The 13,766-nt window shown below is 71.3% G+C and carries 12 protein-coding genes and 1 tRNA gene; 2 read left to right on the top strand and 11 right to left on the bottom strand.

Annotated elements, in window-relative coordinates:
• Positions 1–266: 266 nt before the first annotated feature.
• The gene (locus tag O7598_RS17790; RefSeq protein WP_269692462.1) at positions 267–2,618 is read right to left on the bottom strand and encodes an Ig-like domain-containing protein; all 2,352 of its coding nucleotides are present in this window, start codon (positions 2,616–2,618) and stop codon (positions 267–269) included.
• 885 nt (positions 2,619–3,503) lie between these two features.
• A complete protein-coding gene (locus O7598_RS17795) occupies positions 3,504–3,938 on the bottom strand; it encodes a DoxX family protein (RefSeq protein WP_269692463.1) in 435 nt (144 codons plus the stop codon).
• A gap of 155 nt (positions 3,939–4,093) precedes the next feature.
• Between O7598_RS17795 and O7598_RS17800 the strand changes: the two genes are divergently transcribed.
• Complete coding sequence (locus O7598_RS17800; RefSeq protein WP_269692464.1) at positions 4,094–4,633, top strand: tyrosine-type recombinase/integrase; 540 nt, start codon at positions 4,094–4,096, stop codon at positions 4,631–4,633.
• A 130-nt stretch (positions 4,634–4,763) separates the two neighbouring features.
• On the opposite strand, the gene O7598_RS17805 is transcribed toward O7598_RS17800, so the two are convergent.
• The 9 genes from O7598_RS17805 to ald form a co-directional block, all read right to left on the bottom strand.
• Positions 4,764–4,840 (bottom strand) — tRNA-Pro (locus tag O7598_RS17805).
• A gap of 164 nt (positions 4,841–5,004) precedes the next feature.
• Entirely contained in the window at positions 5,005–6,411 is a 1,407-nt protein-coding gene (gene der, locus O7598_RS17810) for a ribosome biogenesis GTPase Der (RefSeq protein ID WP_269692465.1), read from the bottom strand.
• Positions 6,408–7,088, bottom strand: coding sequence for a (d)CMP kinase (cmk, locus tag O7598_RS17815; protein ID WP_269692466.1), 681 nt, complete (start codon positions 7,086–7,088; stop codon positions 6,408–6,410). The genes der and cmk overlap by 4 nt, the downstream gene beginning before the upstream one ends.
• A gap of 171 nt (positions 7,089–7,259) precedes the next feature.
• Positions 7,260–8,030, bottom strand: coding sequence for a pseudouridine synthase (locus O7598_RS17820; protein ID WP_269692467.1), 771 nt, complete (start codon positions 8,028–8,030; stop codon positions 7,260–7,262).
• A complete protein-coding gene (gene scpB, locus O7598_RS17825) occupies positions 8,017–8,895 on the bottom strand; it encodes an SMC-Scp complex subunit ScpB (RefSeq protein ID WP_269692468.1) in 879 nt (292 codons plus the stop codon). Before scpB ends, O7598_RS17820 begins: the two co-directional genes overlap by 14 nt.
• 4 nt (positions 8,896–8,899) lie before the next feature.
• A complete protein-coding gene (locus O7598_RS17830) occupies positions 8,900–9,970 on the bottom strand; it encodes a segregation and condensation protein A (protein WP_442929868.1) in 1,071 nt (356 codons plus the stop codon).
• Positions 9,971–10,011: 41 nt separating this feature from the next.
• The gene (locus O7598_RS17835) at positions 10,012–10,935 is read right to left on the bottom strand and encodes a ParA family protein (protein ID WP_091657002.1); all 924 of its coding nucleotides are present in this window, start codon (positions 10,933–10,935) and stop codon (positions 10,012–10,014) included.
• 169 nt (positions 10,936–11,104) lie between these two features.
• Positions 11,105–12,091, bottom strand: coding sequence for a site-specific tyrosine recombinase XerD (locus O7598_RS17840; protein ID WP_269694899.1), 987 nt, complete (start codon positions 12,089–12,091; stop codon positions 11,105–11,107).
• Positions 12,088–13,203, bottom strand: coding sequence for an alanine dehydrogenase (gene ald, locus O7598_RS17845; RefSeq protein ID WP_269692469.1), 1,116 nt, complete (start codon positions 13,201–13,203; stop codon positions 12,088–12,090). Before ald ends, O7598_RS17840 begins: the two co-directional genes overlap by 4 nt.
• 291 nt (positions 13,204–13,494) lie before the next feature.
• Between ald and O7598_RS17850 the strand changes: the two genes are divergently transcribed.
• Positions 13,495–13,746, top strand: a complete 252-nt coding sequence (locus O7598_RS17850) for a TM2 domain-containing protein (protein WP_269692470.1) — start codon at positions 13,495–13,497, stop codon at positions 13,744–13,746.
• Positions 13,747–13,766: the final 20 nt, after the last annotated feature.

Raw genomic sequence — 13,766 nt, forward strand, 5'->3', positions numbered from 1 at the left:
CGGTCACCCGAGGCAGTCGTGAACCCGACCCCTGCCAGATCATGGATCCGACCTATGCCGCCGCTCGGTGAAGACTGACTCCGGAAGTCGTCGACTCTTCGGGAGTGCACCATGTCATCCCTGTTCAGCGGACCGATACTTGGTGTTCGTATGCGTCTTGCGTCTGGCACCGGGGCGCAGCCGGCCGCCGGCGGGAGCGCGGCCGCCCCGTCTCGCAGGACGGGGCGGCCGGGATCCATCGCCGCGGACGACGGCTGTGCCTGCGGCTAGACGCGTGGTCGCAGCAGAGTGATGCGGTTGGCGCCGAGTTCAGTCACGTACAGGTTGCCGGTGGCTGTGTCCTCGGTGACGTCCAGCGGCTGGCTGAAACCGGTCAACCCGGCCAGGCCCGTCGTGCGGTTGGACAGCACCCCGCCGGGTGCCACGTCGAACGTCTCGATGTCCTGACCGGCCGAGTAGCGCACCACCAGCAGTTTGCCACGCAGCGCACCGCCGAAGGCGCCGCCGCGGTACTCGACCGCGCCGTTGGCGGAGGCGTGCAGGCCGGCATCGTACGTGCCGGCAAGGTCGAAATTCGGGTCGGGCTGAGTGCCCACGGGATAGGCGGGCACCTCGAACGGGTCGGTGCCGGCGCTCGGATTGCCGCCGGCGAGCACCCACTCGCAGCGCAGCGGGTTGGGGTGGCCGTAGTAGCGGCCCGGCTTGACGTCGAAGACGTAGTCGGTCTCCGCCGTCGGCACGCCGGTCAGAGCGGGAACTGCCGGGCCGGTGTAGCCGCGGCGTGTGCACGAGGCGGGCAGCGGCGTGGGCGTGGCGGGGGTGTTGCCTCCCGCAGCCGAGCCGTTGGTCGGCGCGTAGAGGTGTCCGTTGCTGTGCCACACGAGGTCGAAGGCGTTGCGCACGCCGGTGGCGTAGAGCGTCAGTGGCGCCCCGGTCGCATACGGGTCGTAGACGCCGCCCGCCTCGGTTTGGACGTTCAGCGGCAAAGTGGCCGGCAGCCGGGCGGGGTCCAGCCGCAGCACGGCGGCGCTGAGCAGGCGCTCGGGCCGGTTGCCCCAGGTGGAGTCGGCGGCGCCCATCGCGTTGTTGGCGCCCTGGCTCAAATAGAGTGCGCCGTCCGGGCCGAAGGCCAGTGAGTTGGTCTCATGGTCCTTGACGGAGCGCGGCAGGTTCACCACCACCGAGGTGTACGTACCCAGGTCGGCACCGCTGAGCCGGCCCACCCGTCCGGACCAGTCCGGCACGTTCAGCGCCCCGACGTACTGGTAGTTGTCGGTGACCCACAGGATCGGCGCGGTGGGCGTGGAGACCGGGTCGAAGGCCATGCCGATGATCGTGCGGGCCGGAGCGCCGGGCAGGCCGAGGGCAGTGGCGTTGGTGCGCACCGCGGCGATGACCGTCGGCGTGCCCAGCGTGCCGTCGGCGTTGATCGGGAAGCGGTAGACGTAGCCGTCCAGGGTCCCGGCGTAGAGCCGGCCGTCGGGTCCCTTGACCACGGTGGTGAAGGACTTGCCGGTGGCCACGCCGACGGTCTTGTCGAAGGCGATTGGCCCGCTGCCGCCCGCGCCCGCGCCGGTGGTGAACACGATGGAGTACGGCGCGAACGGCTTGCCGGTCACGTCGGTGACGCCGCTGGTGATGCTGAACCGGTACGCCGTGTTGGACGCGAGCGGTGCGGTCGGGGAAAGGTTTATGACGTCGCCGCCGCCGCTGGTGATCGTGGTGGCAGGTACCGCCGCGCCGTCGGCGAGGCGGGTGAGCCGCACCGTTGACGAGGTGAGCGTGGCTGCGGCCACCCCGCCGTTGGGCAGCACCAGGTCCTCCACCACGCTGGTCGTGGTGGGTACGCCGGTGGCGCCGTTGGCCGGGGTGCTGGTGCGTACCGTCGGGGTGGTGGCCGAGTCGGCCACGCTGGTGATGTCGAGGTACGCGAACTTGGTGTTGGTGCCGCCCGTCGGGGTCACCGTGAGTTTGCCATCGGTGACGCTCACTGTGCGGGTGACGGTGGCGAACCTGGTCGTGGAGGTCGGCACGAAGGCGGCGATCGCGTTCTGGTCCTCGATGTTGACCCAGTGCACGCTGTCGACCGCCGTGCCGGCGTCGCCGACCGCGACGGTGACCGTGTAGCTGCCGGTCGGCACCGCAGCCTCCCAGGCGCCGGGCGTCGGCACGCCGGCGCTCCCGGCCGGCAATTGGGCGTGCATGAAGGTGGCCAGCCGCAGGTCGCTCTGGCCGGCTGCCGGGTTGCGGTTGCGACCGTTGCCGACCAGGCTCACCGGGGTGCGCTCGCCCAGGTCGACCCAGCCGTACCCGCGAGTCGCCAGGTATGCCTCTCCGGAGTCGCGGACGTAGCCGGTGGCCGGCGCGGTCGCCGCGTCCGAGAAGTCGACCTTGAGCGAGAAAGGGATTGGCGAATCGGCGGCGACCGAGGTGAACCGCGCGCGGTCCGGCCCGGTGCCGCCGATCCCCTCGATGTCCGCCGTGGAGCCGGCCGGGACGCCCACGCCAGTGAGTCGGGGCTTCATGTCGGCCACCGGTGTGACCGTGGCGAGCGCGGCCGCGGGGTTCAGCAGGGGCGCGGCAGCCAACAGCAGGGTGACGAGAATGGCGGTGGGCACGATGCGTAGCCGAGTTGTCCATGATCGACGGTGCACTGCGGTCCCTTCGTCGGATCGACCCTCGCGGGCCTGGCGGGGCCAATCTCGCACGCGCATCTCCCGGCGGGGACTGTGGAATTTCCGTCACGGTCAACAACCCAGCTCAAGGCGGTTGACCGAGAGGCAGATTTCGAGATGGCGGGAAATAAGGAACCGCTGGCGATCACGTACGAATCGTCCTCAGGACGAACAACTGGGCGCTCAGAGAGCTAAGAGTTCGACGTCAATGCTCTCTCAGCTTTGATGGCTTCCAGGACGGCTCGACTCTGTTTTCACTCGATGCCGTGATGTCTTGGCCTGGGACCCGCTCCGGACCATGTAAGCATCCGAGTGATCTCTCCCTGGCCAACGCGGTGACCTGCTACATGTACGCCACCCCGACGTCATCCTGCATCGGGCTCGTACGGACCGCACGTCCGCGCCTGGTCCGGTCCCGCGTCACGGTGGTCCGACCGCTCCCCGGTGAGGCCGGAAACTACCGGCCAGGGCTCGGCCGGTCGGCCGGTGCCGGCGAAGCACGGACCGCCGGACGACGACGAACCCCTCGGCTAGGTCCTGGTTCTCCGAATCGAGCGGTTGGTGGGGATGACGGAAGCCACGGAACGATAAGCCACGACAACCGCCCTCGATCGAGACAGGTTCGGTCGAGGGCGCCGCTGAGATCAGATTTGCGTGGTCAAGCGTGCTTGACCACCAGTACGCGAAGCAAAGCGCGGATGCTGCAATTTTGTGGCCGAGGGGCGACGACATCCGAGCATCCGTGTGCGCCATCAGAGATGATCTATAGCTGGCACCAGGCAACGAGCGGCAACCAGGCTGATGATGTCGTTGGATTCGGTTCGGGTGTCAGGTGCGACGACGCAGTGAGCGCAGCGCGGGAACCGCGTCGGTGGCGGCGAGCGCCCAGAGCACGAGCAGCGGCTGGAAGACAAGGCGGGCCGCCCGTGCGGCGTCGGTGTTCAGGCCGAATCCGTCACGCCCTTCGGTGAACTGAGCGATGTTGCCCGGGAAGACCGCGACGAAGAAGGCGGCTACGACCGCTCCGGTGATGCCGCGGACGGGCTGCCTCCAAGCGGCGAGCAGGGCGAGTCCCAGAAGGATCTCGACCACTCCGGAGGCGACGACGACGAGGTCGGCGTCGAGCGGGACCCAGGAGGGCACCTGCGCCAGGAACTCCTGGCGCGCGACGGTGAGGTGGGCGGTTCCGGCAACGAGGAGCATCACGCCCAACGCGACCTGGCCGACCGCGCCCGTCATCCGTCGGGCGGACGTGGATGTCATGGTTTCTCTTTCATGGTGTGAACGAGGGACGGCCGGCCCGCCGCGGGGGCGACTCTTACCACCCTACGGACAGAAGAGGCGGCCCATCTTAGCGGCCGATCCCTGGCAAGCCCGGGCCTCGGCACAGCGGCGACCTGGCCGATGTCGTCGACCTCATGCTCGCCACCGGCGCCCGTATCGGCGAGATCCTCGCCCTCCGCTGGGAGGACCTGGACCTCGCCGCCGAACGACCGACCCTGACGATCTGCGGCACGCTGGTCTTCCTCAAGGGGCAAGGCTTCTTCCGACAGCCCTGGACCAAGAGCGACGCCGGCTACCGGAGGGTCGTCCTCCCCCGGTTCGCGGTCGGCATGCTGATGGCCCGCAACCTCACCGCCGCGGACAACCCGCACGACGCGATCTTCACCTCTCGACGAGGCACCTGGCTCTCACCCAACAACGTTCGCCGTCAGCGGCGCCAGGCCCGCGCCGAAGCCGACCTCGACTGGGTCACCCCGCACACCTTCCGAAAGACCGTCGCCACCCTGATCAAGGAGGAGACCGACACCGAGAGCGCGACGGCGCAGCTCGGGCACTCCAGCGAGGAGGTCACGGACACCTACTACATCGCCAAGCGGGTACAAGCCCTGGACGTGTCCGGCATCCTCGAACGGCTCGGCAGCCACCCGAGCAGCCAAGGATCATCATCAGACTAGAACGATGCACATCGATGACGAACGTGGTTGCCGCACCACGTAAACGGGGGGTTTTCGGGGGGCGGTTCAAATCCCCATAGAAGAAAGTCAAAGCCCTGACCAGCATTTACGCTGGTCAGGGCTTTGACTTTGGTCGGGACGGCCGGATTCGAACCGACGACCCCTTGACCCCCAGTCAAGTGCGCTACCAAACTGCGCCACGTCCCGATGCCCCCGCGCGGTCTCCCCCGCAGCAGCCGGTACAGCTTAGCGCAAGATCTTCGCACCGTACGCACAGGCCCCTCCGTGCGGCACGACGCCAACGTCACTCCCCCTAGAGCGTCCTAGGAAAGAAGCCGCCGGGGTGGTACCCCGGCGGCTTCTGGGAACGGTCAGCCGTGCGCCTTGCCGCGACCCCCCGGGCCCAGCTTCTTGCGCGGCCGGACCGAGATGTCGATCGGGCTGCCCTCGAAGCCGAACTCCTCGCGCAGCTTGCGTTCCACGAACCGCTGGTAGCCGGCGTCCAGCGGGCCGGTGGTGAACAGCACGAACCGCGGCGGCGCCACCCCGGCCTGGGTGGCGAACAGGATGCGCGGCGCGCGCCCGCCGCGTACCGGGTGCGGGGTGGCCTGGACCAGCGCGGTGAGCCACTGGTTGAGCTGCGCGGTGGGGATGCGGGTCTCCCAGCTCGCGAGCGCCTTGCGCAGCGCCGGGGCGAGCTTGTCGACGGCCCGGCCGGTCTGCGCGGACAGGTTCAGTCGGATCGCCCAGGGGATCCGCCGCAGCTCCCGGTCGATCTCCTTGTCCAGGTAGTAGCGGCGGTCGGCGTCCACCAGGTCCCACTTGTTGAACGCGATGACCAGGGCCCGGCCGGCCTCCACCACCATGGTGAGGACCCGCTGGTCCTGCTCGCTGATCACCTCGCTGGAGTCGAGCAGCACCACCGCCACCTCGGCCGCCTCGATCGCCGAGGCGGTACGCAGGCTCGCGTAGTATTCCGTGCCGCTGGCCCTGCCGACCCGCTTGCGCAGCCCGGCGGTGTCCACCAGTTGCCAGGTCTCGCCGCCGATCTCGACCAGGCTGTCCACCGGGTCGACGGTGGTGCCGGCGACCGAGTCGACCACCGCACGGTCCTCGCCGGAGAACCGGTTGAGCAGGCTGGACTTGCCGACGTTGGGGCGGCCGACCAGAGCCACCCGACGCGGGCCGCGCGGCCGGTTCTCGACGATCTTCGGCGCCTCGGGCAGCGCGGCCATGATCGCGTCGAGCAGGTCGCCGGAGCCGCGGCCGTGCAGCGCCGACACCGTGAACGGCTCACCGAGACCGAGCGACCACAGCGAGGTGGCCTCCATCTCGATGGTGGTGTTGTCGGCCTTGTTGGCCACCAGGATCACCGGCTTGGCGCTGCGGCGCAGCATCTTCACCGCGGCCTCGTCCACATCGGTCGAGCCGACCATGGCGTCCACCACGAACAGCACCACGTCGGCGGTGACCACGGCCGTCTCGGCCTGGGCGGCGATGGCTGCGGCCCGGTCCTTGGCGTCGGGTTCCCAACCGCCGGTGTCCACCACGGTGAACTCCCGGCCGTTCCACTGCGCGTCGTAGGGCACCCGGTCCCGGGTCACGCCGGGGATGTCCTCGACGACCGCCTGGCGGCGACCGATGATGCGGTTGACGAGCGTGGACTTGCCCACGTTGGGGCGACCGACCACGGCCACCACGGGCCGCGGGCCGGTGGGCTCGTCGGCCTCGACCTCCGGCTCACGCAGCTCCACCCAGCCGCCGAATTCGTCGCTCACGCCACGCCCCGCTCGGTGAGGAGGTCACGCAGGCGGGCGACGACCTCGTCGATGCCGAGCTCGGTGGTGTCCAGCACCACGGCGTCGGTGGCCTGCTGCAACGGGTTGACCTTGCGGGTCGAGTCGAGCCGGTCCCGCCGGGCCAGGTCGGCGGCGGTCGCCGTGACGTCGGCCGCGTCCTCGGCGCTGCGCCGCCGGGCGCGGGCCGCCTCGGAGGCGGTCAGGTAGACCTTCAGGTCGGCGTCGGGCGCCACCACGGAGCCGATGTCGCGGCCCTCGACCACGATCCGGCCCGCCTCGGTGATCAGCCGGCGCTGCCGGTCGACCAGCAGCTCACGGATCGCGCCGACGGCGGCCACCGCGGAGACCGCGCCGGTCACCTCGGCGCCGCGGATGTCGGTGGACACGTCGGTGCCGTCGACAGTCACCGCGTACCCCCGGGGGTCGGTGCCGATGCGCAGGTCGGCCTCGCCGGCGACCTTGGCCACCGACTCGGCGTCGGTCAGCTCGACCCCGGAGCGCAGCACCGCCCAGGTCAGCGCCCGGTACATGGCGCCGGTGTCGAGGTAGCGGGCGCCGAGGCTCACCGCCAGGCGTCGCGACACGGTGGACTTCCCCGAACCGGACGGCCCGTCCACAGCGACCACGCATCGCCCGGCCGGTACGTTTTCCTCCACCGTTGTCCTCCTCAGCCCGTACCTCGCGGGTCGACCGGAATGTCCGGCGCCGTTGAGCGGATGTGTCTCGTCGTCAATCATGCCCGCGCCGCGCGGGCGCCCCGCAGGGGCGCATGCGCCGGCCCGCGGACCGCGTCGAAGCCTACCGGGAGCCGTACCCGATCGACCGGGTCAGTCACCCACCGCCCTGAACAGGGCGGCGACCTCCGCGTTGGTCAGCCGCCGCAGACGCCCGGTGCGCAGGTCGCCAAGCTTGATCGGACCGATCGAGGTACGGATCAGCCGGGACACCGGGTGTCCCACCTCGGCCATCAGGCGCCGGACGATGTGCTTGCGCCCCTCGTGCAGGGTCAGCTCGACCTGGGCGGTTTTGCCCAGCGTGTCGACCACCCTGAACCCGTCGACCTTCACCGGCCCGTCCTCCAGCTCGACGCCGGCGGTCAGCCGCTTGCCCAGGTTGCGCGGGATCGGCCCGGCCACCTCGGCGAGGTAGGTCTTGAGGACCTCGTAGGACGGGTGCATGAGCTTGTGGGCGAGGGTGCCGTCGTTGGTGAGCAGGAGCAGGCCCTCGCTGTCGGCGTCCAGCCGCCCGACGTGGTAGACCCGCTGCTCCAGCCGCGCGCCGATGAAGTCGGCGAGCTCGGTGCGGCCCTTCTCGTCGGCCATGGTGGTGACCACCCCGCGCGGCTTGTTCATCGCCACGTAGACCAGGCGGACGTCGGCCTGCAACCGCTCGCCGTCGACGACGATCACGTCGCGGGTCGGGTCGGCCTTGTCGCCGAGCTGCGCGACCCGCCCGTTGACGGTGACCCGCCGCCGGAAGATCAGGTCCTCGCAGGCGCGCCGCGAGCCCACCCCCGCGGCGGCGAGCACCTTCTGCAGGCGCTCGGCGCTCTCGTACACGGGGGCGTCGGGCTTCGGGGCACGGTCATCGCGTCGCATCGGCAAGCTCTTCTACGTCGTCGGGAAGGAACGGGGCCAGGGGCGGCAGGTCGTCCACCGAGTTGAGCCCCAGCTTCTCCAGGAACATGGTGGTGGTCCGGTAGAGGAACGCACCGCTGTCCGCTTCGGTGCCGCACTCCTCGACCAGGCCGCGACCCACCAGGGTACGGAGCACCCCGTCGCAGTTGACACCCCGGATGGCCGAGATGCGCGAACGGGTCACCGGCTGGCGGTAGGCGACCACGGCGAGGGTCTCCAGCGCGGCCTGGGTCAGCCGGACCGACTGCCCGTCAAGCACGAACCGCTCGACGTAGGTAGCGTATTCCGGCCGGGTGTAGAGACGCCAGCCACCCGCGGCCCGGCGCAGCTCGAAACCGTGCCCGGCCGCGGTGTAGCCGGCGGAGATGTCGTCGAGCATCGCACCCACCCGCTCCGGGGCCTGCTCCAGCACCTCGGCCAGCACCAGTTCGCTGACCGGCTGGTCCACCACCAGCAGGATCGCCTCCAGGGCGCCGCGCAGCTCGGCATCGTCCAGCACCGGCGCGGGCGCCGGTTCCGGCGCCGCCCGCCGCCGCCCCCGCCTCGGGGGTACGCCGCCGGCGCTCCCCCCGTCATCGACTGCCGACTCCCGACCCGGCACCCCGACGTCGCCACCCGAGGTCTCCCCCAAGATCTCGCCCGAAGGCGAGATCTTGGAAGGAATCGGCCCTTCTGGGGGCCCATTGCTTCCAAGATCTGCGGAGGAGTCGAGATCCGCACGCTCCTCGTCGGAAGGGGCGGGCTCGGGTGGGGTGGGGCGCGCCCATGGGGGGATCCAGGCGGCGGCCTGGTCGGCCAGCGAGTCGCGGCGCTCCTCGTCGCTCATCAGGTCACTCCTGCGTCGGTGCGGTCGTGTCCGCCGCTTCGCGACGCGAGTCCGAGGCGGCGGCGTAGGCGGGCGGGCCGCCGTCAGCGGCTCGGGCGTCGACGTCGGCGGGCGGGCCGCCGTCGGCGACAGCGTCGTCGGGCCCACCGGCAGCGGGGGCGGCATCCGGTCCGGCTGCGTCAGCCGGGTCCGGCGAGCCGGCGTACTCGTCGACGGTCAGCTCGGCGTCGCCGTCGGCGGGGCCGGTCCAGCGGACCGTCAGCTCCTCCAGCGCCTGCTCCTGCACGAACGCGACCAGACCCTGCCGGTACAGCTCCAGCAGCGCCAGGAACCGGGCCACCACCTCCAGCGTCATCTCGCAGTCGGCACAGAGCAGCGAGAAGGTGGCCACCCCGGCGCGGCGCAGGCGCTCGGCGATGACGCCGGCGTGCTCCCGGACACTGACCCGGACCATGTGCACGTGGGCGATGGACACCTCGGGCACCGGCTTCGGGCTCATCGCCCTCACGGCCAGCTTGAGCAGCCGCTGCGGGCCGATACCGAGCACCAGGTCGGGCAGCGCCTCGGCGTAGCGGGGCTCCAGGGTGACCGCGCGCGGGTAGCGCCGGCCGCCGACCGACTCCAGCTCGGCGATGTGCGCCGCCGCCTCCTTGTACGCCTTGTACTGCAACAGTCGGGCGAAGAGCAGGTCCCGCGCCTCCAGCAGCGCCAGGTCCTCCTCGTCCTCCACCTCGGCTGAGGGCAGCAGCCGGGCCGCCTTGAGGTCGAGCAGGGTGGCGGCCACCAGGAGGAACTCGCTGGTCTCGTCCAGGTCCCACTGGTCGCCCATGGCGCGCAGGTAGGCGATGAACTCGTCGGTGACCTTGTGCAGGGCGACCTCGGTGACGTCCAGCTTGTGCTTGCTGATGAGCTGGAGCAGCAGGTCGAACGGGCCGGTGAAGTTGTCCAGCCGGACCGTGAAGCCGCTGGTCTCCTCGACGACGGCGGGGTCGGCGGGTAGGACGCCGTCGACCTCGGCGGCCAGCCCGGCGGCGTCGGCCGGGTCGGCGTGCGGGTCGAGGGGCGGTGCGGTCACCGGGAAACCGTAGTCGACGCGGCAGGCCGGCGGCGTGCGCCCTACCGGTCCGTTTCCGCGGCGATCACCTCGCGGGCGAGCTGGCGGTAGTTGCGCGCGCCGGAGGACGCCGGGTCGAGGGTGGTGATGGGCGCGCCGGCCACCGTCGACTCGGGGAACTTCACGGTCTTGGTGATGACGGTCTGGTAGACCTTGTCGCCGAACGCCTCCACCACCCGTTGCAGCACCTGGCGGCAGTGGGTGGTGCGACTGTCGTACATGGTGGCGAGGATGCCCTCGAGCTCCAGGTCGAAGTTGAGCCGCTCGCGCACCTTGTCGATGGTGTCCAGCAGCAGCGCCACCCCGCGCAGGCTGAAGAACTCGCACTCCAGCGGGATGAGCACGCCGTGCGCGACGGTCAGCGCGTTGATCGCCAGCAGGCCCAGCGAGGGCTGGCAGTCGATCAGGATGAAGTCGTACTCCTTGCGGATGGTGCGCAGCACCCGGGCCAGGGCCATCTCCCGGGCGACCTCGTTGACCAACTGGATCTCGGCGGCGGAGAGGTCGATGTTGGCCGGCAGCAGGTGCAGCCCGGCCACGTCGGTCTTGATGAGGACGTCCTCGGCGGTGACGTCGTCCTGCATCAGCAGGTTGTAGACCGACAGGTCGAGGTTGTGCGGGTTGACGCCCAGGCCGACGGAGAGGGCGCCCTGCGGGTCGAAGTCCACCAGGAGCACCTTGCGGCCGTACTCGGCGAGGGCGGCGCCCAGGTTGATGGTGGTCGTCGTCTTGCCGACGCCACCCTTCTGGTTGGCCATCGCGATGATCCGCGCCGGGCCGTGCCGGTCGGTCGGCATCGGCTCGGGGATCGGCTTGCGCATCGTGTACGCGGCCGGGTCGGCGGGACCGAGGTCGGCGCCGAGCGTCGCCTGCTGCTCACGGAGCTCCGACGTCCAGGTCTCGGCACGGTCACCGTTTCCTGCCATGTCCTCGTTGCCCCCTCCCGACGACCAACCCGGCGTCGGAGCCGTCCGACGTCCCTCGCGGCGCCGCTGCGCACCCCCGGTCCGTCGCACCTGGAGGCCCGCGCCGATGCCGACTGTACGCCACCGGCCAGCAGCAGCTTCGGTACCGGGTCGGCGTGTCGGCCGCCGGTCAGGAGAGCGCGCGCGGGTGCGCGGTGGCGTACACCTCGCGCAGCCGTTCCACAGTGACCAACGTGTACACCTGGGTGGTGGTCACCGACGCGTGGCCCAGCAGCTCCTGCACCACACGCACGTCCGCGCCGCCGTCGAGCAGGTGGGTGGCGTACGAGTGGCGCAGCGTGTGCGGGGAGACCGACTCGGGGCCGTCGACGGGCAGGCCGGCGCGACCGGCGGCGGCACGCAGCACGCCCCAGGCGCCCTGCCGGGTGAGCGGTCCGCCGCGGGCGTTGACGAACAGCGCCGGGGTGCCCCGTCCGGCGGCGAGCAGCCCGGGCCGGCCGCGGACCAGCCAGGCGCGCACCGCGTCGGCGGCGTACCCGCCGACCGGGACGAGGCGGGTCCGACCGCCCTTGCCGCGCAGCAGCACGGTCCCGGTGTCGAGGTCGAGGTCGTCGACGGCCGCGCCGACCGCCTCGGAGATCCGCGCGCCGGTGCCGTACAGGAACTCCAGCAGCGCCCGGTCGCGCAGCGCGCGGGGCGCGGCGTCGCCGGTGGTCCCGGTCGGGCCGGCGGCCTCCAGCAGCCGCAGGACGGCGTCGACCGGCAGCGCCCGGGGCAGCCGGCGCGGCGGCGTGGGCGGCCGGACGTCACGGCCCGCGTCGGCGCCGGTGAGGCCCTCGCGCAGCGCGAAGCGGTGCAGGCCGCGTACCGCGCTCGCGGCCCTCGCGACGGACGAGACGGCGAGCGGCGGGTGGTCGTCGTCGCCGGCGCGCAGCCGGGCCAGGTGGGCCTCGACCTCGCCCGGGCCGGCGGCGGCCAGGTCCCCCACCCCGGCCTCGGTCAGGGTGGTGAGGTAGCGGTCCAGGTCCCGGCGGTACGAGGCGAGCGTGTTGCCGGAGAGCCCGCGCTCCACGGTGAGGTGGTCCAGGTAGCCGCGGACCGCCCGACGCAGGGCCGGCGCGGGTTGCGCGCCGGCCCGGCGCGTCGTCTCGGTCAGCTCAGCACCTCGGCCAGCGGCAGCACGTCCATCCCGTGCGCCTCGGCGACCGGGCCGTAGACCACCTTGCCGTCGTGGGTGTTCAGCCCCAGTGCCAGCGCCGGGTCGGCCCGCAGCGCCCCCCGCCAACCCTGGTTCGCCAGTTCGAGGGCGTACGGCAGGGTGACGTTCGTGAGCGCGTAGGTGCTGGTGTTCGGCACCGCGCCGGGCATGTTCGCCACGCAGTAGAAGATCGAGTCGTGCACCTTGTAGGTCGGCTCGGCGTGCGTGGTGGGGCGCGAGTCCTCGAAGCAGCCGCCCTGGTCGATGGCGATGTCGACCAGCACGCTGCCCGGCTTCATCCGGGAGACCAGCTCGTTGGAGATCAGCTTCGGGGCCTTCGCGCCGGGCACCAGCACCGCGCCGATGACCAGGTCCGCGTCGAGCACGGCCCGCTCGATCTCGTACGCGTTGGAGGCGACGGTCTGCAGGTGGCCGCGGTAGATGGCGTCGGCGGAGCGCAGCCGGGCCACGTTCTTGTCCAGCAGCAGCACCTCGGACTGCAGGCCCAGCGCGATGGCGGCGGCGTTCAGGCCGGACACGCCGGCGCCGATGACCACGGTCTTGGCCGCGTACACGCCGGAGACGCCGCCGGGCAGCACGCCCCGGCCGCCGCCGGTGCGCATCATGTAGAACGCGCCGACCTGCGGGGCGAGCCGGCCCGCCACCTCGGACATCGGGGCGAGCAGCGGCAGCGACCGGTCGGGCAGCTCGACGGTCTCGTAGGCGATGCCGGTGACCTTCCGGTCGACCAGCGCGTCGGTGCACTCGCGGGAGGCGGCCAGGTGCAGGTAGGTGAAGAGCACCTGCCCCTCCCGCATCCGGTGGTACTCCTCGGCGATCGGCTCCTTGACCTTGAGCACCAGCTCGGCGGTGTCCCACACCTCGTCGGCGGTGGCCAGGATCTTCGCGCCGGCGGCGGCGAACTCGTCGTCGGTGATGCTGGAGCCGACCCCGGCGCCCGCCTCGACGAAGACCTCGTGGCCGTGGCGGGTGAACTCGTTGACGCCCGCCGGCGTGATCGCCACCCGGTACTCGTGGTTCTTGACCTCGCGGGGGATTCCGACCTTCACGATGCAGACACCTTCCTCCGGGGCGGCTCTCCCCCGACAGCGCGGCGCCCCGCCGGCTCCGTTGCCGACGCGGTCCACCGGTCCCGCCGGCGGCAGTCTAGGCGCGCCGGAGGCCCGGGGACGCCAACACAGTGACATCCGGTGCCCGGCGGTGCTGACGGAGTGTCAGGCATGGACCGGGCCGGCCGGTGGAGACGCCGTCAGCCGACAGGACAGACTTCGGTAAATATCCTCGCACCGTCGGGGTGCCGATGCGGACAGGACGCGAGTGGATCACTATGGTGTCCGCTCATGACCACTCCTTACCAGCAGTACCCGCAGGGCGTCTCGGACAAGAGCAAGGTCGTCGCGGGCATCCTCCAGATCCTCCTCGGCGGCTTCGGCGCCGGCCGGTTCTACATCGGCGACACCAAGACCGCCGTGATCCAGCTCGTCGTCACGATCGTGACCTGCGGCTTCGGCGCGGTCTGGGGCCTCGTCGACGGCATCCTGCTCCTGGTCAACGGCGGCGTCGACGGCCAGGGGCGCCCGCTGCGCGACTGAGCGGGGGCACGGAAAAGGGG

The sequence above is a fragment of the Micromonospora sp. WMMC241 genome, assembly GCF_027460165.1.
In the GTDB taxonomy this organism is placed as follows: Bacteria; Actinomycetota; Actinomycetes; order Mycobacteriales; family Micromonosporaceae; genus Micromonospora; species Micromonospora humi.